The organism is Pseudomonas sp. LB1P83 (assembly GCF_054897885.1).
In genome coordinates, this window is record NZ_CM142709.1 from 6,631,433 (window position 1) to 6,650,285 (window position 18,853).

At 58.8% G+C, this 18,853-nt stretch carries 20 protein-coding genes; 11 read left to right on the top strand and 9 right to left on the bottom strand.

What is annotated here, in order from left to right:
- Positions 1-12: 12 nt before the first annotated feature.
- Entirely contained in the window at positions 13-417 is a 405-nt protein-coding gene (locus ACYZTY_RS30580; protein ID WP_461956730.1) for an acetyl-CoA sensor PanZ family protein, read from the bottom strand.
- 223 nt (positions 418-640) lie between these two features.
- Here ACYZTY_RS30580 and ACYZTY_RS30585 point away from each other — a divergent pair, with 223 nt between their 5' ends.
- From ACYZTY_RS30585 to ACYZTY_RS30615, 7 genes are all read left to right on the top strand, one after another.
- Positions 641-2,305, top strand: a complete 1,665-nt coding sequence (locus tag ACYZTY_RS30585; protein ID WP_461956731.1) for an OFA family MFS transporter — start codon at positions 641-643, stop codon at positions 2,303-2,305.
- A 268-nt stretch (positions 2,306-2,573) separates the two neighbouring features.
- Positions 2,574-3,167 (top strand): imidazoleglycerol-phosphate dehydratase HisB, encoded by a 594-nt coding sequence (gene hisB / locus ACYZTY_RS30590; RefSeq protein WP_003218037.1) that lies wholly within the window; start codon positions 2,574-2,576, stop codon positions 3,165-3,167.
- On the top strand, positions 3,167-3,805 hold the full coding sequence (gene hisH / locus ACYZTY_RS30595; RefSeq protein ID WP_461956732.1) for an imidazole glycerol phosphate synthase subunit HisH: 639 nt from the start codon (positions 3,167-3,169) through the stop codon (positions 3,803-3,805). The genes hisB and hisH overlap by 1 nt, the downstream gene beginning before the upstream one ends.
- Positions 3,806-4,063 (top strand): DUF2164 domain-containing protein, encoded by a 258-nt coding sequence (locus ACYZTY_RS30600; protein ID WP_090176775.1) that lies wholly within the window; start codon positions 3,806-3,808, stop codon positions 4,061-4,063.
- Positions 4,064-4,164: 101 nt separating this feature from the next.
- Complete coding sequence (hisA, locus tag ACYZTY_RS30605) at positions 4,165-4,902, top strand: 1-(5-phosphoribosyl)-5-[(5-phosphoribosylamino)methylideneamino]imidazole-4-carboxamide isomerase (RefSeq protein ID WP_010464588.1); 738 nt, start codon at positions 4,165-4,167, stop codon at positions 4,900-4,902.
- Positions 4,903-4,911: 9 nt separating this feature from the next.
- On the top strand, positions 4,912-5,682 hold the full coding sequence (gene hisF / locus ACYZTY_RS30610) for an imidazole glycerol phosphate synthase subunit HisF (RefSeq protein WP_007972752.1): 771 nt from the start codon (positions 4,912-4,914) through the stop codon (positions 5,680-5,682).
- A gap of 78 nt (positions 5,683-5,760) precedes the next feature.
- Positions 5,761-6,516 (top strand): substrate-binding periplasmic protein, encoded by a 756-nt coding sequence (locus tag ACYZTY_RS30615; RefSeq protein WP_461956733.1) that lies wholly within the window; start codon positions 5,761-5,763, stop codon positions 6,514-6,516.
- 7 nt (positions 6,517-6,523) lie between these two features.
- Here the strand turns inward: ACYZTY_RS30615 and ACYZTY_RS30620 are convergent, their stop codons facing one another.
- The 5 genes from ACYZTY_RS30620 to gpmI form a co-directional block, all read right to left on the bottom strand.
- A complete protein-coding gene (locus ACYZTY_RS30620; RefSeq protein WP_461956734.1) occupies positions 6,524-8,065 on the bottom strand; it encodes a trypsin-like serine peptidase in 1,542 nt (513 codons plus the stop codon).
- A 149-nt stretch (positions 8,066-8,214) separates the two neighbouring features.
- Positions 8,215-9,006 carry a divergent polysaccharide deacetylase family protein gene (locus ACYZTY_RS30625; RefSeq protein WP_461956735.1) on the bottom strand — a complete coding sequence of 264 codons (792 nt, stop codon included), beginning with the start codon at positions 9,004-9,006 and terminating at the stop codon, positions 8,215-8,217.
- A gap of 1 nt (position 9,007) precedes the next feature.
- Positions 9,008-10,327, bottom strand: coding sequence for a S41 family peptidase (locus tag ACYZTY_RS30630; protein WP_461956736.1), 1,320 nt, complete (start codon positions 10,325-10,327; stop codon positions 9,008-9,010).
- Between the two features lie 34 nt (positions 10,328-10,361).
- The gene (locus ACYZTY_RS30635) at positions 10,362-11,657 is read right to left on the bottom strand and encodes a murein hydrolase activator EnvC family protein (protein WP_461956737.1); all 1,296 of its coding nucleotides are present in this window, start codon (positions 11,655-11,657) and stop codon (positions 10,362-10,364) included.
- Positions 11,658-11,899: 242 nt separating this feature from the next.
- Positions 11,900-13,429 (bottom strand): 2,3-bisphosphoglycerate-independent phosphoglycerate mutase, encoded by a 1,530-nt coding sequence (gpmI, locus tag ACYZTY_RS30640; RefSeq protein ID WP_461956738.1) that lies wholly within the window; start codon positions 13,427-13,429, stop codon positions 11,900-11,902.
- A gap of 153 nt (positions 13,430-13,582) precedes the next feature.
- On the opposite strand from gpmI, the gene ACYZTY_RS30645 reads away from it, so the two are divergent.
- The 3 genes from ACYZTY_RS30645 to secB are packed head-to-tail and all read left to right on the top strand — an operon-like array spanning position 13,583 to position 14,785.
- On the top strand, positions 13,583-13,996 hold the full coding sequence (locus ACYZTY_RS30645) for a rhodanese-like domain-containing protein (protein ID WP_347802156.1): 414 nt from the start codon (positions 13,583-13,585) through the stop codon (positions 13,994-13,996).
- 1 nt (position 13,997) lies between these two features.
- Positions 13,998-14,252 (top strand): glutaredoxin 3, encoded by a 255-nt coding sequence (grxC, locus tag ACYZTY_RS30650; RefSeq protein WP_008149430.1) that lies wholly within the window; start codon positions 13,998-14,000, stop codon positions 14,250-14,252.
- A 41-nt stretch (positions 14,253-14,293) separates the two neighbouring features.
- Positions 14,294-14,785, top strand: coding sequence for a protein-export chaperone SecB (gene secB, locus ACYZTY_RS30655; RefSeq protein WP_027922165.1), 492 nt, complete (start codon positions 14,294-14,296; stop codon positions 14,783-14,785).
- A gap of 108 nt (positions 14,786-14,893) precedes the next feature.
- Here secB and ACYZTY_RS30660 read toward each other — a convergent pair whose 3' ends face one another.
- Positions 14,894-15,349 carry a tRNA (cytidine(34)-2'-O)-methyltransferase gene (locus ACYZTY_RS30660; protein ID WP_007949025.1) on the bottom strand — a complete coding sequence of 152 codons (456 nt, stop codon included), beginning with the start codon at positions 15,347-15,349 and terminating at the stop codon, positions 14,894-14,896.
- On the opposite strand from ACYZTY_RS30660, the gene ACYZTY_RS30665 reads away from it, so the two are divergent.
- Positions 15,348-15,788 (top strand): hypothetical protein, encoded by a 441-nt coding sequence (locus ACYZTY_RS30665; protein ID WP_461956739.1) that lies wholly within the window; start codon positions 15,348-15,350, stop codon positions 15,786-15,788. The two genes, ACYZTY_RS30660 and ACYZTY_RS30665, sit on opposite strands and share 2 nt — an antisense overlap.
- Before the next feature lie 538 nt (positions 15,789-16,326).
- On the opposite strand, the gene ntrC is transcribed toward ACYZTY_RS30665, so the two are convergent.
- Both ntrC and glnL read right to left on the bottom strand, forming a co-directional pair.
- The gene (gene ntrC / locus ACYZTY_RS30670) at positions 16,327-17,763 is read right to left on the bottom strand and encodes a nitrogen regulation protein NR(I) (RefSeq protein WP_461956740.1); all 1,437 of its coding nucleotides are present in this window, start codon (positions 17,761-17,763) and stop codon (positions 16,327-16,329) included.
- Positions 17,760-18,845: a nitrogen regulation protein NR(II) gene (gene glnL, locus ACYZTY_RS30675; protein WP_461956741.1), complete on the bottom strand. Its 1,086-nt coding sequence runs from the start codon at positions 18,843-18,845 to the stop codon at positions 17,760-17,762. Before glnL ends, ntrC begins: the two co-directional genes overlap by 4 nt.
- Positions 18,846-18,853: the final 8 nt, after the last annotated feature.

Sequence of the window (18,853 nt, forward strand, 5' to 3'; positions counted from 1 at the left end):
ACCGGTCAGCGATCACGCCGGCAGTACATCCAGCGGCACTTTCAGCTTGGCGGCCAGTGCCTGCGCTTCAAGATGCCCGGCAGGCGCGAGCAGTCGCAATGTCACGCCCGATTGCGACGCCATTTTCTGCGCTTCGTTCACCAGACGCTCGGCAACGCCACGACGACGGGTAATTTTTCGTACGCATATTTGGGACAAGTGCCAAACATCAGGCTGGCGCTGCAAACGAGCCGCCCCAAGCAGTCGATCATTGAAGCGTCCGGCGATCATAGTGCCATCGCCCAGGCAGCCTTCAATCAGCTGTACATCCCCTGAATACGGGGCGAACAGCCAGTCCGGGGCGTCGCGGTAAATTTTTTGCAGGTCTTGCTGATCCTGGTAAGTGGCTTCGTGCAGCAGCTCGACAATGATCGGCATGGCAGTTCCTTCAGTGGTACGAGAACAGACAACTTACATAAAGGTGATATCACTTTGGTTTTTCTGTCACGTACAGATGTTAACCTCTGCCAGTTCGTCCGTCCTTCTGCGACGTGATGTCGCACCAAAATGGAGCTTCACCTGAAAAAGACAGTCATGCGTGCGCATAAGGCTGGGGTCGAAGAGTGGCTGGCGAACCATACTAATAATTGGGGGATACACAATGACCACGAGCATCACGGCGGACGGCCTTAAAGCCGATCAACCCGCGTTCCTGTCCAAGGAGCGCATCATCGCCAAGCCCGGTTTCAACCGTTGGCTGGTTCCACCGGCCGCGCTGGCCATCCACCTTTGCATCGGCATGGCCTATGGCTTCTCGGTGTTCTGGTTGCCGCTGTCCAAAGCCCTGGGCGTGACCAAGGCAGTGGCTTGCGCGCCGGACATGAGCTTCATCTCGCAAGTGTTCTCGTCGCAATGCGACTGGCCGATCTCGATGCTCGGCTGGATCTACACCTTGTTCTTCATCTTCCTCGGCTGCTCGGCAGCGATCTGGGGTGGTTGGCTGGAACACGCCGGGCCACGCAAGGCTGGCGTCGTATCGGCGCTGTGCTGGTGCGGTGGTCTGCTGATTTCAGCGCTGGGGGTCTATACCCACCAGATCTGGCTGATGTGGATCGGCTCCGGGGTTATTGGTGGTATCGGCCTGGGGTTGGGTTACATCTCGCCGGTGTCGACGCTGATCAAGTGGTTCCCGGACAAGCGCGGCATGGCAACCGGCATGGCGATCATGGGCTTCGGTGGTGGCGCGATGGTCGGTGCTCCGCTGGCCGCAGCCTTGATGGGTCACTTCGCTTCGGCAGACAGCGTCGGCGTATGGCAGAGCTTCCTGGTGATGGCCGCGATTTACTTCGTGTTCATGATCGGTGGCGCACTGTCCTACCGCGTGCCGCCAACCGGCTGGAAGCCTGAAGGCTGGACCGCTCCGGCGAAAAAAGCTGCGAACGCGATGATCACTCATCGTCACGTTCACGTGAATGTGGCGTGGAAAACTCCGCAATTCCGTCTGGTGTGGCTGGTACTGTGCCTGAACGTCTCGGCCGGTATCGGCATCCTGGGTATGGCTTCGCCGCTGTTGCAGGAAGTGTTCGGCGGTAAATTGATCGGTGTTGACTTGCCATTCGGTCAACTGGACGCCGGGCAACTGGCTTCGATCGCGGCAATTGCGGCCGGTTTCACCGGTTTGCTGAGCCTGTTCAACATCGGTGGTCGGTTCTTCTGGGCTTCGTTCTCGGATTACCTGGGCCGTAAAAACACCTATTTCGTGTTCTTCGCCCTCGGTTTCGCGCTGTACGCGCTGATCCCGAACCTCGGTCACCTGGGCAACGTTGCGCTGTTCGTGGCGGCGTTCTGCATCATCCTGTCGATGTACGGCGGTGGTTTTGCGACCGTACCGGCTTACCTGGCGGACCTGTTCGGTACGCAAATGGTCGGTGCGATCCACGGTCGTCTGCTGACGGCGTGGGCGGCGGCGGGCGTACTGGGTCCGGTGCTGGTGAACTACCTGCGTGAGTATCAGCTGAGCATCGGCGTTGAACGCGCCGCGGCTTACGACATCACCCTGTACATCCTCGCGGGCCTGCTGGTGTTGGGTTTCCTGTGCAACCTGCTGGTTCGCCCGGTGGCCGACAAGTACTTCATGACCGACGCTGAACTGGCCGCCGAACAGGCGCTGGGCCACGACAAGGGTGCTGATGCCAGCACCGTGCTGGAGTGGAAAGCGGATGCAGGCACCAAGCCGTTGGCGGTTGCCGCGTGGCTGGTGGTGGGTATTCCGTTGGCGTGGGGTGTTTGGGTGACCCTGCAGAAAACGGCAGTACTGTTCCACTAAGTTAAGTAAACGCATCACCCCTGTAGGAGTGAGCCTGCTCGCGATAGAGGTCTGACAGTCGACAGAAATGTTGAATGTGAGGGCCCCATCGCGAGCAGGCTCACTCCTACAGTTGTTTTAGGGGGGGGCGAAATGAGTTGTATGGACATGTCTATCCCCGACAACACGGGATTCAGCCCGTCAGGGATATCACGTATCGTGTTTCTGTTTCCGGCCCGCGCCCCTATAATGGCTGCCTTTTTCGCCCAATGATTTTGCGGAGCTGGTGATGGCCGAACGTAAGGCGTCAGTCGAGCGCGACACTCTGGAAACCCAGATCAAAGCCTCGATCAACCTGGATGGCACCGGAAAGGCCCGATTTGATATCGGTGTTCCTTTTCTTGAGCACATGCTGGACCAGATCGCCCGTCACGGGCTGATCGACCTGGATATTGTCAGCAAAGGCGACCTGCATATCGACGACCACCACACTGTGGAAGACGTCGGTATCACCCTGGGTCAGGCCTTCGCCAAAGCCATCGGCGACAAAAAAGGCATCCGTCGCTACGGTCACGCCTACGTGCCGCTCGATGAAGCACTGTCGCGCGTGGTGATCGACTTCTCCGGCCGTCCTGGCCTGCAGATGCACGTTCCCTACACCCGCGCCACCGTCGGCGGGTTCGACGTTGACCTGTTCCAGGAATTCTTCCAGGGTTTCGTCAATCATGCCCTCGTCAGCCTGCACATCGACAACCTGCGTGGCACCAACACCCACCACCAGATCGAAACCGTGTTCAAGGCATTCGGCCGCGCACTGCGCATGGCCGTAGAGCTCGATGACCGCATGGCCGGTCAGATGCCGTCGACCAAAGGCGTTCTGTAATGCAGACGGTCGCGGTTATCGATTACGGCATGGGCAACCTGCACTCGGTGGCCAAGGCCCTCGAGCACGTCGGTGCCGGCAAGGTCCTGATCACCAGCGATGCCGATGTGATTCGCGAAGCCGACCGGGTGGTTTTCCCCGGCGTCGGCGCAATTCGCGATTGCATGGCGGAGATCCGTCGTCTGGGCTTCGATTCGCTGGTGCGTGAAGTCAGCCAGGACCGTCCGTTCCTCGGCATCTGCGTCGGCATGCAAGCCTTGCTCGACAGCAGTGAAGAGAACGACGGCGTCGACTGCATCGGCCTGTTCCCGGGCGCGGTGAAGTTCTTCGGCAAAGACCTGCATGAAGACGGCGAACACCTGAAAGTCCCGCACATGGGCTGGAACGAAGTGAAGCAGACGGTGGATCACCCGCTGTGGCACAACATTCCGGACTTGGCGCGTTTCTACTTCGTGCACAGCTACTACATCGCCGCCGGCAATGCACGGCAGGTGGTGGGTGGCGGTCACTACGGCGTGGATTTCGCCGCAGCGCTGGCCGAAGGCTCGCGTTTCGCCGTGCAGTTTCACCCGGAGAAGAGCCATACCCATGGCCTGCAATTGCTGCAGAACTTCGCCGCGTGGGACGGTCGCTGGTAAATGGCGGTCAAGAAGAAGCCGCCGATCCTGACCCTCACTCCTGAACAGGAGAACGAGGCCAATCACAAGATCAAGCGCTTCATGGAAGATCGCTTCGAATTGGACCTGGGTTCGTTCGAAGCGGCTGAAATCCTTGAGCTGTTTACCCGTGAAATTGCGCCGCACTATTACAACAGGGCGATTTTCGATGTGCAGACGCACCTCAAAGAGAGGTTCGAAAGCATCGAAAGCGACTTGTGGGCGCTTGAGAAAGAATAGAAGCAGCTTCAGGCCGCAAGCTTCAAGCTGCAAGACTTGGAACCGCGCACGCTTGCAGCTAGTGGCTTGCAGCTTGCAGCTCTTTTGACGAAGGAAAAAGCATGCTGATTATTCCCGCTATCGATCTCAAGGACGGTGCCTGTGTTCGTCTGCGCCAGGGCCGCATGGAAGATTCCACAGTGTTCTCCGATGACCCGGTGAGCATGGCTGCCAAGTGGGTGGAGGGCGGTTGCCGCCGTCTGCATCTGGTCGACCTGAACGGCGCGTTCGAAGGCCAGCCGGTCAATGGCGAAGTGGTTACCGCCATCGCCAAGCGCTACCCAAACCTGCCGATCCAGATCGGCGGCGGTATCCGTTCGCTGGAAACCATCGAGCACTACGTGAAAGCGGGCGTGAGCTACGTGATCATCGGCACCAAGGCCGTGAAAGATCCGGCGTTCGTGGCTGAAGCCTGCCGCGCGTTCCCAGGCAAGGTTATCGTCGGTCTGGATGCCAAAGACGGTTTCGTCGCCACCGACGGCTGGGCTGAAATCAGCACCATTCAGGTGATTGACCTGGCCAAGCAATTTGAAGCCGACGGCGTGTCCGCGATCGTTTATACCGACATCGCCAAAGACGGCATGATGCAGGGCTGCAACGTACCGTTCACCGCTGCGCTGGCCGCTGCCACGCGCATTCCGGTGATCGCTTCCGGCGGTATTCACAACCTCGGTGACATCAAGTCGCTGCTCGACGCCAAGGCGCCAGGCATCATCGGCGCGATCACCGGCCGGGCGATCTACGAAGGCACCCTCGATGTCGCTGAAGCGCAAGCTTTCTGCGATTCGTACAAAGGCTGAGGACTGACCATGGCGCTGGCCAAACGCATCATCCCTTGCCTGGACGTGGACAACGGCCGGGTCGTCAAAGGTGTGAAGTTCGAGAACATTCGTGATGCCGGCGACCCGGTGGAAATCGCCCGTCGCTACGACGAGCAAGGCGCCGACGAGATTACCTTTCTCGACATCACCGCCAGCGTCGACGGTCGCGACACCACGCTGCATACCGTCGAGCGCATGGCCAGCCAGGTGTTCATCCCGCTGACCGTGGGCGGCGGTGTGCGCACTGTGCAGGACATTCGCAACTTGCTGAATGCTGGCGCGGACAAGGTCTCTATCAACACTGCAGCGGTGTTCAATCCGGAATTCGTTGGTGAAGCGGCGCAGCACTTCGGTTCGCAATGCATCGTCGTCGCCATCGATGCGAAGAAAGTTTCTGGTCCGGGCGAAACCCCGCGCTGGGAGATCTTCACCCACGGCGGTCGTAAACCTACCGGTCTCGACGCCGTTGAGTGGGCGAAGAAAATGGAAGGCCTCGGCGCCGGTGAAATCCTGCTGACCAGCATGGACCAGGACGGCATGAAAAACGGCTTCGACCTGGGCGTCACGCGCGCCATCAGCGATGCGCTGGGTATTCCAGTGATCGCTTCCGGCGGCGTCGGCAACCTGCAGCATTTGGCCGATGGCATCATCGAAGGCCACGCCAGTGCAGTATTGGCGGCGAGTATTTTCCACTTCGGCGAATACACCGTGCAGGAAGCCAAGGCCTACATGGCGCATCGCGGGATCGTAATGCGCTAAACAAATCCATGCAGGCCAGTGGACAGCATGGCGGGCTCAAGGCACTCTTGGGCACGCCATGGATTTCGGTAGCCCGACATGATCAAACGCCTTCTTCTTGTCCTCGCCAGCGCTTCTCTGTTGCTCATCAACGGAGTCCACGCTGAAGAAAGTCCCGACACCGACCTGGTGTTGCTGACGGAAAATTTCCCACCGTACAACATGGCGAAGAACGGCAAGAACTTCGCTCAGGACGAGAACATCAACGGTATCGCCGTGGACATCGTCCGCGAGATGTTCAAGCGTGCCGACGTCACCTACAGCCTGACGCTGCGTTTCCCTTGGGAGCGAATCTACAAACTCGCCCTCGAGAAACCCGGTTATGGGGTATTCGTGATGGCGCGCTTGCCGGATCGCGAGAAGCTGTTCAAGTGGGTCGGCCCGATTGGCCCGGATGACTGGATCATGCTGGCCAAGGCGGACAGCAAGATCAGCATTGAGTCGCTGGAGCAGGCGCGTAAATACAAGATTGGTGCGTACAAGGGCGATGCGATTGCCGAGACGCTGGCCAAGCAGGGGTTGAAGCCGATTGTTGTGCTGCGCGATCAGGACAACGCGAAGAAGCTGGTGAGTGGCCAGATTGATTTGTGGGCCACAGGTGACCCCGCCGGCCGCTATCTGGCGCGGCAGGATGGGGTCACGGGGCTCAAAACGGTACTGCGATTCAACAGTGCGGAGCTTTATCTGGCATTGAACAAAAATGTGCCAGATGAGTTGGTGGCGAAGCTGCAGGCCGCGCTCGACCAGCTGCGTAAAGAGGGTGTGGTCGACGACATTATGGCCCGATATCTTTAATGTTGGATTATTGCAGAATATCTTCGCGAACTGCAGATGCCTGGCTCGACTCATCGCGCGTGTAGCTGCAGATTTTAACGGGTAATTGCTCGGCTGAAAATTCAACCTTCTCGTTCGCCATCACGTAATTTCCTTGATGGTCGCCCCCTCCACTGATGTACCGAGGAATATCGTTTGTGTTGCAATCGATGGTTTCAGGAGTACCGACTAGATAATAGGACAGGAAACTGTCAGGTGCTGAGTTGAGCCATTTCACCTGATGCGTCCCATTGTTATCGATGGAAAATTCCAGTCTTGGTAAGGGAGTTGGTCCGGGTTCGGCAATTCGCGAGGCAATGACGATCGCACTTCCCATCAGCTTTTCTGTTGGTAGCTCATCCGCAGATTCAACGCCCAGAATACACAACATACGAATGCCGGGTGTTTTACCGATAATGTCATCGATGCGTGCACCGTTAGTGCTGATCGCGTGGCTGTAATAGTTTGGGTCCTTGCAGTCGGTTGCGTCATGGACGAGCTTATATCGGTAGTTTTCGGTGCTCAGTGCAAAAGCCAGTTTCCACGTGGGGTAAATCGGTTGGTCCTCAGCATTTACATTGATTCTCGAATAAATCCGGATCCTTGTAAGATCTTCAAATTCGGGGCCGGTTTTCAAAGTGCAAGCTTCTGACTGAATGTCGAATGTTCCGTTGATGAAGCAAGCGTTCAAATGATCAACGGTTTGACTGTAGTGGGTGTTTTCGAACCATTGAGGCTGCCCATCGATCACTTCGCATGGTGAATCGGTCCTGCACTGCTTATCGATCGTCGAACCATAAGTTGAAGTAAACATGACGCTTTTGATCTGGCGGGTGTTCTGATCAAACACCGGGCTGCCTGAAGAGCCTTTTCGAATATCGTTGCACTGATTTTTCAACGTGCCTGGATAAAACGTACTGAGTTGTTCTACAAGCGATCCACCTACGGGTTCCTGTCGACAGGTAGCCATCCTCAATCCCTTTTCAGGGATTCCTTCGGGGGCTCCTACAATTCGAATTTTTTCACTGCTGGTCACAGGGCTCTGTGAAATTTTTAAAGGCTCGATGCCTTCATTTATCAAAGCCGCCAAGGGAGTATCCAGTTCCAGAACCGCTACATCCGAACCGCGCAGGGTGCTCCAGCGTACTGTCGAAATTTTATAAAATTTGTATTGATTCGGAGTGTCGTTGAAGTAATTAAAAGCAATTGTACCTTTGCCATTTTCATAGGGCACATCGGCGAAGGTGTTATCCGCTCTGTTAACTGCACAGTGGCCGGCGGTCAGTATGTAGGCGGGACCGTTACTCTCGCCCCCCGTAGTTCGAGTATCAATAAGGCTCGCGGTGCAGTGAGGTTTATTGTCGATAAATATCTTTCCAATGCCGCTCCATTGGACGGATTCACCACTTATATTATTCAATAGTAAAGAGGGTGAAGGATTCAGATCGCCGGAATAGGCAAGTAAGGGTAGCCCGGACAAGAGAAAGAAAGTCGCAGTGCAGCGTAACGCATGGTTCAGATTTATAGTCATGGCCATTCCTTGGCTTTAATTTTACTACTTGAGATTTTATGGTGCGGGTGGGTGGTGCGAAGAGGGTATATCGACAGGGTGGGCGTTGTTATTACTTAAGTGTAAGAATATATAGCCCTGTGTGTATCGACGCGTACTGTTCTGAGTTTTCAGTTGGAAGTGGCGCTGTGGTAGCGCCCGTCTTTTCCATGAGCAGCTGTCGCTAGGTTGCTGCGCACACTGATCATCATTTTGATGTCGATCCACTCAATCCCCTGAGCCTTGAGCTTGGGCAACTCCCGCTCCAGTACCGCCAACGTCTGCGGATACGGATGGCCGATCATCACCGCCGAACCCTGCTTGCGCGCCAAACTGATCGCCGTCTGTAGCTGCGTGAAAATCGCCGCTTCAGTGCGCTCATCATCCAGAAACACATCCCGGGAAACGCTCGCCAAACCGATTTTCTGCGCCTCGGCCGCCGCAACCGTCTGCGCGCTGGTGCGACTGTCGACGAAGAGTTTGTGCCGGCGCTGCAAGTCCGCCATCAACCAGGCCATGGCCGGTTGTTGAGCGGTCATGCGGCTGCCCATATGGTTGTTGATGCCGGCGGTATAGGGCACGACCTTGAACGCCGCGTTCAGGCGTTTCTCAAGTTCGTCGATGGGTAAGTCGGGATGCCAGGCGAACGGCCCGGTGGCCGGGTCCATGGGCATGTGCAGGATGACGATCTTGCCGGCGCGATGAGCCTCGCGAGCGAATTCGGTGGCATGGGGCGTGTCGGGCATGATCGCCGCAGTCACCGGACCGGGGAGGGCGAGCACACGGCGATCCCGGGGCAGGTTCTGCCCCAGGTCATCAATGATCAGAGTGATGTAGGCCTTTTGCGGCGCTGGTGTGGCGGGCGTCGCGTGGGCAACACCCGCCAGACAGCACAGCAGACCGATCAGGAACCGCAGGCGCACCTCAGCGACCGGAGGTGATGCTCAGCCCTTTAAGCAGGCTCAGCGCCTGGGCCAGTTGGTAATCGTCATCTTGTGGCATGGCCTTGGCTTTGCCGCCGGCACGGGTCGGTTTGTCGGCGCCGCCATTGCCATTGCCCAGGTGACCTTGCAGGTCGGCTTCCTTGAAGTACTCGCCGTCCTGCTCGTTGGTGATCTTGGCCTTGCGCACTTCGATGTCCGGAACGATACCCTGGGCCTGGATCGAGCGGCCGTTCGGCGTGTAGTACAGCGCCGTGGTGATCTTCAGTGCGCGCTCGTTGTTCAGCGGCAAGACGGTTTGTACCGAGCCTTTGCCGAAACTGGTGGTGCCCATGACCACTGCGCGTTTCTGATCCTGCAAGGCGCCGGCGACAATTTCCGAGGCCGAGGCGCTGCCGCCGTTGATCAGGGCAACCATTGGCACGGCTTCGCTTTCGTCTTTGCCGGTGGCAGAGAAGCGCAGCTCGGAGTTGGCGATGCGGCCCTTGGTGTAAACGATCAGGCCCTTGGTGATGAAGTGGTCGACCACTTCCACCGCCGATTGCAGCACGCCGCCCGGGTTGTTGCGCAGGTCGAGAATGATGCCATTGAGCTTTTTGCCGTTGTCCTTGCGCAACTTGGCCAAGGCCTTGGAGACTTCCTCGCCGGTCTTGACCTGGAACTGGGTGATGCGGATGTAGCCGTAGCCCGACTCAAGCAACTGAGCCTTGACGCTCTTCACTTGAATGATGGCGCGGGACAGGGTTACGTCGAACGGTGTACCGCCGTCGCGCACCAGGGTCAGGGTGATCTTCTGGCCGATCTTGCCGCGCATCTTGTCCACGGCTTCGGTCATGCTCTGGCCGCGGGTCGGCTGGCCGTTGATCTTGACGATGAAATCGCCCGCCTGAATGCCAGCCTTGGAGGCCGGGGTGTCATCGATGGGCGAAACCACTTTGATGAAGCCGTCTTCGGCGCCGACTTCGATGCCCAGGCCGCCGAATTCGCCGCTGGTGCTTTCCTGCAATTCAGCGAAATCTTCCGGGCCCAGATAGGCGGAGTGCGGATCGAGGTTACTGAGCATGCCTTTGATGGCATTTTCCAGCAGGGTCTTGTCGTCCACGGGCTCGACATAGGCTGCCTTGATCCGATCCATGACCTCGGCGAAGGTGCGCAACTCTTCCAGAGGCAACGGCGCCTTGGTGGTCGCGGCAGTACCCGCAGGCGCGACAGCCGGGGCCGGCTGAGCGGCGAACGCCAGAGGCGCGCCGATCACCAGGGCGATCGTCAGGGCCAGCGAGGTAAGGCGGGACAAATGCAGCATGTCGAACGAACTCCTAATGTAGGTGACTCAACGCCTATCCTTGCGCGCGGCACCATTGCGCCGGATCACTCGGGTGACCCTGCTGACGAATAGCGAAATACAGCGCTGGTGTGTCCTGCCCGCCACTGCTACCGACAGTGGAGATGGACTCACCGGCTTTTACCACGTCACCCGCAGACTTGAGCAGCGTCTGGTTGTGACCATAAAGACTCAAAAAACCGTTGCCGTGGTCGAGAATCACTAGCAGCCCGGCGCCACGCAGCCAGTCGGCAAACACCACGCGACCGCCATGCACGGCGTGCACCTGGCTGCCGGCAGAGGCGCTGATCATCACGCCGTCCCACTTGGTACGGACATCATCGCCACGGGATTCACCGAAGCGTGCCAGCAGTCGACCATCGACGGGCCATGGAAGTTTGCCGCGAGTTGAAGCAAAAGCGCCGCCGAAGGTCTCGCCTGAACTTGAAACCAGTGCGCCAGGTGTCGATTTAACGGGTTTGCGTGGGGCATCAGTCGTGGCATCCGCCAGTTCCTGAGCCTCACGTAAACGCTTTTTTTCGGCTTCCTGCTGGGCGATGAGCGCTTTTTGGCGCGCTTCTTCAGCCTCTCTAGCCTGGCGGGCCAGGGTTTCTTCGATGGTTTTAAGGACTTTAGACAGGTCTGCCTGATCCTGCTCGCGGGCGGCCAGCTTCTGATCGCGAGCCTTCACGTCGTCGCTCAGCTTGGCCAGGACTTGCTGGCGCTCCTTGCGAACCTTGTCGAGCTCGTCGCGCTGGCTGTCGAGGCTGCTTTTCTGCACTAGCAATTGCGCCTGCTGCAAGGCGATGTCTTTTTCGACATTGGCCAGTTGGCGCAGGGTTTCGTTGAAATTCTTCAGCTGCTCCAGGCGGGCCTGGCTCAGGTAGTCGTAATAGGTGAGGGTGCGGGCGAATTTTTCCGGATTCTGCTGGTTCAGCAACAGCTTCAAGTACTCCTGCCGGCCGTTCTGGTAGGCCGCACGGGCCTGAATGGCGATCAGTCGTTGCTGTTCAGTGCGCGCGCTCTGGAGTTTTTTTTTCTCACCATCGAGTCGCTGCAGCTCGGATTCGCTTTTCTTCAGCTCTTTTTGCAGGGTATCGACCTGCTTCTCGAGCTTGCCCATCTCGGTCTCGGTGCCTTTGAGATCTTTCTGCACACCGGATTTTTCTTCCTGCAGCTTGCCCAGCAGTTTTTTCAGCTCGGCAATGTCCTGACGCGTGGCGTCCAACTGTTGTTGGGTTTGCGCGCGCTCGTCAGCGAAGGCCGGTTGGAGCAGGCATGTCAGAGCAAGGGCTATCAGGACGCGAAGCATAGAGGCGGGCGACACCAGGGAAAGGGACGGCCTAGTATGCCCGCCAAGCGCCGCAAAAAAAACGCCCAATTGGGGTTGTGTGATAACCGGGGCAGAGTTACTTCGCAAAACACCCCAAAACCAATGTGGGAGCGAACTTGCTCGCGATGGCATCCTGACATTCAACAGTGATGTTGGCTGTTAGATTGCTATCGCGAGCAAGCTCGCTCCCACAGGGTTTTGGCGGTGTTTGAGCGACCGGTTTACACCAGAATCGAAGTGCCGGTCATTTCAGAAGGCTTTTCCATCCCCAGCAGCATCAACATGGTCGGCGCCACATCCGCCAGCACACCGCCATCACGCACCTTGTAATCACGCTTGCCGACATAAATGAACGGCACCGGCTCGGTCGTGTGAGCGGTATGAGCCTGGCCAGTGGATTCATCGGACATTTGCTCGACGTTACCGTGGTCGGCCGTGATCAGCGCTTCGCCACCCACCTTGTCCAGCGCATCGACGATACGGCCAACGCACAGGTCCAGGCATTCGACGGCTTTCACCGCTGCATCAAACACGCCGCTGTGGCCGACCATGTCGCCGTTGGCGTAGTTGACCACGATCACGTCGTAACGCTGGTTTTCGATGGCGTCGACGATGCGGTCGGTGACTTCCGGGGCGCTCATCTCGGGCTGCAAGTCATAGGTGGCGACTTTCGGCGACGGGATCAGGATGCGCTCTTCGCCCGGGAACGGTTCTTCACGACCGCCGGAGAAGAAGAAGGTCACGTGGGCGTACTTCTCGGTCTCAGCGATACGCAGTTGGGTCTTGCCGTTTTTCGCCAGGTAGTCGCCCAGCACGTTGTCCAGGCTGCCGGCGGCGAAGGCCGATGGCGCGGGAATGCTGGCGGCGTATTGGGTCAGCATCACGAAACCGGCCAGTTTCGGCTGGCGTGCGCGTTCGAATTCCTTGAAACCGTCCTCGACGAACACGCGGGTCAGTTCGCGGGCGCGGTCAGCGCGGAAGTTCATGAAGACCACGGTGTCGCCGTCTTCGACTTTCACCGGCTCGCCGATGGAGGTGGCTTTGACGAATTCGTCGCTCTCGCCACGTTCGTAAGCGGCTTGCAGGCCTTCCTGTGCGGTGGCGGCGTTGAATTCGCCATTGCCGTCGACGATCAGGTTGTAGGCCTGGGACACGCGGTCCCAACGGTTGTCGCGGTCCATGGCGAAGTAACGCCCGACAATGCTGGCGATCCGGCCTTTGCCGAGGGCCTGGAAGGTCGCATCGAGCAGTTCAATGGACGATTGGGCGCTTTTCGGCGGTGTGTCGCGGCCATCGAGGAAGGCGTGCAGGTAGATTTTTTCGGCGCCGCGCTTGAAAGCCAGTTCGGCCATGGCAACCAGGTGATCCTGGTGGCTGTGAACGCCGCCATCGGACAGCAGGCCCATAAAGTGCACGGCTTTGCCGGCAGCAACGGCTTTATCCACAGCGGCGCAGATAGTCGGGTTCTCGAAAAACTCGCCGTCGCGGATCGATTTGGTCACGCGGGTGAAGTCTTGATACACCACGCGACCAGCGCCAAGGTTCATGTGGCCGACTTCGGAGTTGCCCATCTGGCCGTCCGGCAGGCCGACATCCATGCCGCTGCCAGAGATCAGGCCGTTCGGCACAGTGGCCCACAAGCGGTCCAGTACGGGCTTTTTCGCCGCAAACACGGCGTTGGATTCAGGGCTCTCACTGTGACCGAAGCCGTCGAGAATAATCAGGACCAAAGGTTTAGGCGTGGTAGTCATGGATTCCACTCGTGGCTGAGTTAATAGAGGGCGATGGAAAAGGGAGTGGCAGTTTAAAGGCAAGTTCAATCCACGTCACCGCCGGACGGGGTTTGGCCCACCATAGTGGCTGTGTATACTGGCCGACATTTTAACGCCCTGGAACCTCCTTCGATGGTTGCTCACCTGATTGAATTTGCCACTAACCACTATCTGCTCGTCGGTATCTTCGTCGTACTGCTGGCGTTGCTGATCGCTTATCAGATGCAAGGCGGCGGCCGCAGCCTGAGCACCGGTGAACTGACCGGGCTGGTCAACAAGGACGCGGGCGTTGTGATCGACATTCGTTCGAACAAGGACTTCGCCGCCGGTCACATTGTTGGCGCGGTGAACATTCCTCACGACAAACTGACTGCTCGCGTCGGCGAACTGGAAAAGCACAAGGCCAAGACCATCATCCTGGTCGACGCCATGGGCCAGACTGCTGGCACTCATGCCCGCGAACTGATGAAGTCCGGCTTCACCGCCGCCAAGCTCTCCGGCGGTATTTCCAGCTGGAAAGGCGACAACCTGCCGCTGGTGAAGTGAAATGAGCAACGTCGTCGTCTATTCCAGCGATTACTGCCCTTACTGTTCGCGAGCCAAATACCTGCTCGAGAACAAAGGCGTGGCCTTCGAAGAGATCAAGGTCGATGGCAAGCCGCAGGTGCGTGCCGCCATGGCTCAGAAGGCCGGACGGACGTCCGTGCCGCAGATCTGGATCGGCAGCACCCACGTGGGTGGTTGTGATGATTTGTTCGCCCTTGAGCGCGCTGGCAAGCTCGACGCCATGCTCAAGGCCTGAATGCCTTCCCTATAAGACCCCAAGATCAGAAAGGATCTGAGATGACTGACCAACAGAACACTGCAGCTAGCGAAGAAGAAACCGCACCGCAATTCTCCTTGCAGCGCATCTACGTACGTGACTTGTCCTTCGAAGCCCCGAAAAGCCCGGCCATCTTCCGCCAGCAGTGGGAACCGAGCGTCGGTCTGGATCTGAACACCCGTCAAAAGGCCCTGGAAGGCGACTTCCACGAAGTCGTGCTGACCTTGTCCGTCACCGTGAAAAACGGTGAGAACGGCGAAGTGGCGTTCATCGCTGAAGTGCAACAGGCCGGGATCTTCCTGATCAAGAACCTGGACGACGCTTCGATGAGCCACACCCTCGGCGCGTTCTGCCCGAACATCCTGTTCCCGTACGCTCGCGAAACCCTGGACAGCCTGGTGACCCGCGGTTCGTTCCCGGCCCTGATGCTGGCTCCAGTGAACTTCGACGCGCTGTACGCACAAGAACTGCAACGCATGCAGGCGGCTGGCGAGACTCCGACCGTTCAGTAAGCTGCGCTGCTGAAAATCGCGGGCAAGCCCGCTCCCACAGGATTGTGCAAAACTTGTGGGAGCGGGCTTGCCCGCGATTGTTTCTGTCAGGCGAAAAAGATCATCGGGTTACTTGAATCCGAGTTGGCGCCAGCCTTCGTAGACGGCAACCGCCACGGTGTTCGACAGGTTCAGGCTGCGGCAGCCTTCACGCATCGGCAAGCGCAGGCGTTGTTCGCCGGGCAGTGCATCGAGCACCTCGGCTGGCAAACCACGGCTTTCCGGGCCGAACAGGAATGCGTCGCCCTCGGCAAAACTGGCATCGTGAAACGGTCGCGAGCCCTTGGTGGTAAAGGCGAACAGCCGTGGATGACCGAGACTCTCCAGGCAGCTGGCGAGGTCCGCGTGGCGTTGCAGGGTGGCATACTCGTGGTAGTCGAGGCCGGCCCGGCGCAGGCGCTTGTCGTCCATCTCGAAGCCCAGCGGTTCGATCAAATGCAGGTGGCAGCCACTGTTGGCGCACAGCCTGATAACGTTGCCGGTATTCGGCGGAATTTCTGGTTGAAAGAGGATGACGTGAAACATGCACGGCTCCGAAGGTAATGATGGCGGGCATTCTACGCCGCCAGTCGATCCACGTTCGAAACTATTACCGCGCGTAATGGCTTCGCTGGCGATTGTCGGACTGATGGTGGGGCTGATGATCGGTCGTCTGACCACGCCTGACCCCAGCGAATTGCAACAGGTCGAGGTGACGGCCGATGGGCTGGTGGTGTGGTTCAACAATGAACCCAAGACCCATGGCGAGTTCGTCGATGGCAGCCTCGCGTTGCTGTTCGAAGCGCAAGGCAAGGCGCAGAAAGGTCAGCTCAAGCTCAACGACAAGGTCGTGAACTGGCGGACGCGCTTGAGTGATGGAGGGTTGTTGCTGACGGTAGTGGCAGCCCGGCCACTGCAGGGCGAGTGGACCGGTAGCGAGGTCGATGACCGCTGGCGGCTGGAGATCCATCTCCGGGAGCAATAAAAGAGGGAATCCCCGGCCTGCCTGTACCAAGGTTCCCAAAACGGCAGGGCTCGCGCATTGCGTCGAGCCCGGTGTAAAGAAGGAACCCCTGACCTGCCTGTATCAAGGGCCCCAAAACGGGTTGGGCTCGTCGCAAGTGCGGTGTGAGCCCGATGTAAAGAGGGGAATCCCCGGCCTGCCTGTACCAAGGTCCCCGAAACCGGGTAGTGAACTGAATCACTGAATGGACTATTGCAGGGGGCGTGCCAGGTTTTAACAAGTTGAAACAGAAAGCTGCGCTGGAATGCTGAAAGCCCCGTATTGCGGGGCTTTCGTGTTTTTTCGGTAGGGGTTCGATTGCGAACGCAGGCGGGACTTTCAATCAGCCACCGTGCGCGATTGCGGTTCACGGTGCATTGCGGCGGTGCACTCGGCCCCAAAAGCATCGCGGGCAAGCCTCGCTCAGGTCGTGCGCCAATGTCGAAAAATGGCGTATGACCTGTAGGAGCGAGGCTTGCCCGCGAATGGATCTTACTGTCGGCGAAGAGTTAGAGGCTAATTAGCCCTCATCCCCCTCATCATCATCCCCACCATCCACCTTCATCCCCAATTCCTTGATCTTGCGCGTCAGGGTATTACGCCCCCAGCCCAGCAAAACCGCAGCATCGCGACGACGCCCGGCGGTGTGTTTCAGGGCGGTCTCGATCATGATCCGTTCGAAGGCCGGCACAGCGCTGTCGAGCAGGCTCGACTGACCGCGAGCCAACGCCTGGTCAGCCCACTGACGCAGCGCTTGCTCCCAGTTGGTCACCGGCGCCGAATCCTGCGGCAGGCTCAGCAGCTCTGGCGGCAGGTCGCTGATGTGCACTTCGCGGCCCGAAGCCATCACCGTGATCCAGCGGCAAGTGTTCTCCAGCTGACGCACGTTGCCGCCCCACGGCAGGTTTTTCAGGTATTCCTCGGTCTCGCTTTTCAGCAGCTTCGGTTCCACCGCCAGTTCTTGCGCGGCGCGGCTGAGGAAGTGCTTGGCCAGGGTCGGGATGTCTTCGCGACGGTCCGACAGCCGTGGGATGTGGATGCGGATCACGTTCAGGCGGTGGAACAAGTCCTCACGGAACTTCCCGGCATGCACCAGGGTTTCCAGATTCTGGTGCGTCGCGGCGATGATGCGCACGTCAACTTTCACCGGCGTATGACCGCCGACGCGGTAGAACTCGCCGTCGGCCAGTACGCGCAGCAAGCGAGTCTGGGTGTCCGCCGGCATGTCGCCGATTTCATCGAGGAACAGCGTGCCGCCGTCCGCCTGCTCAAAGCGCCCGCGACGCAGGTTGGCTGCGCCGGTAAATGCGCCTTTCTCATGACCGAACAGCTCGGATTCCATCAGGTCCTTCGGAATCGCCGCCATGTTCAGGGCGATGAATGGCGACGCCGCCCGTGGGCTGTGACGGTGCAGGGCGTGGGCCACCAGTTCTTTGCCGGTACCGGACTCGCCGTTGATCAGCACGGTGATGTTGGAGTGGCTCAAGCGCCCGATGGCGCGAAACACTTCCTGCATCGCCGGCGCTTCGCCGATGATTTCCGGGGTGCGGGTCAAGGCGACCGGGACTTCCAGACCTTGCTGTTCCTGAGCGTGCTGGTTGGCGCGCTTGACCAGCGATACCGCTTCGTCAACGTCGAACGGTTTTGGCAGGTACTCGAATGCGCCACCCTGATAGGACGCGACAGCGCTGTCCAGATCGGAGTGCGCAGTCATGATGATCACTGGCAGTCGTGGGTGTTGCTCGCGAATCCGCGCCAGAAGGTCCAGACCGCTGGCACCCGGCATGCGGATGTCGGAGATGATCACGTCCGGCTGCTGGCGCGCCAGGCGGCTCATCACGCCATCGGCGCTGTCGAAGCTTTGCGTGGTCATGCCTTCCTGCTGCAAGGCTTTTTCCAGGACCCAACGGATAGAACGGTCGTCATCGACGATCCACACGGTTTCACTACGGCTCATGTCGATGTGGCTCCTTGTTCCAGTGGCAGAAAGATCGAGAAAGTGGTGTGGCCTGGGTGGCTGTCACATTCGATCAAGCCCTGGTGCTGGCTGATGATGTTCTGGGTAATGGCCAGGCCCAGCCCGGTACCGTCCGGGCGGCCGCTGACCATGGGAAAGAAGATGGTTTCTTGCAGGTCCGCGGGAATGCCGGGGCCGTTGTCGATGATTTCGATCTTGGTCACCAGGCGATGGCGCACGTGGCCGATGGTGAACTGACGCATGGCGCGGGTGCGCAGGCTGATGCGGCCCAGGCGCAGCTCGTTCTGGCTGCTGATGGCTTGCATCGCATTGCGCACGATGTTCAGCACGGCCTGAATCATTTGTTCACGATCGATCAACACGTCGGGAATGCTTGGGTCGTAGTCGCGCACCAAAGTGATGCAGCCCTGGCTTTCGGCTTCCACCAGATGGCAGACGCGTTCGAGTACTTCGTGAATGTTGCACATGGCCAGTGACGGCAGTTTGTTGGAGCCGAGCATGCGGTCCACGAGGTTTCGCAGGCGGTCGGCTTCTTCAATGATGACGTTGGTGTAATCGCGCAGGCTTTCTTCCGGCAGTTCACGGGCGAGCAGTTGTGCGGCGCCGCGAATCCCGCCCAGCGGATTCTTGATCTCGTGAGCGAGGCCGCGCACCAGCATCTTGCTGGTTTCCTGCTTCGACAACTGCGCCTCTTCCTTGGTGATCCGCAGCAAGCGGTCACGGGGATGGACTTCCAGCAGCAGCATCGTGACGCCGTTGGCCAGGATCGGTGTTACCGCGTAGTCGACAGTCAGCGTCTGGCCGGTGAGGGCGGTGAGCATCGCTTCGCGCTTGGTGAACGGGTGCGCCTGCTCGACTGCCTGACGCAGGGAATTCAGCGCTTCGGTAGATTCGGTGAACAACTCGCTGATGAACTGCCCATGGCTGCGCTGACCGCTGATGGCCAGGAGCATCTCCGCCGCCGGGTTCATGTACTCGAGGCGCAGTTCGGCGTCGAGCAGAATAGTGGCGGTGGTCAGGTTGTCGAGAAGCAGACGATGCAGTGCGTCACTGATGGTCATTAGGACCT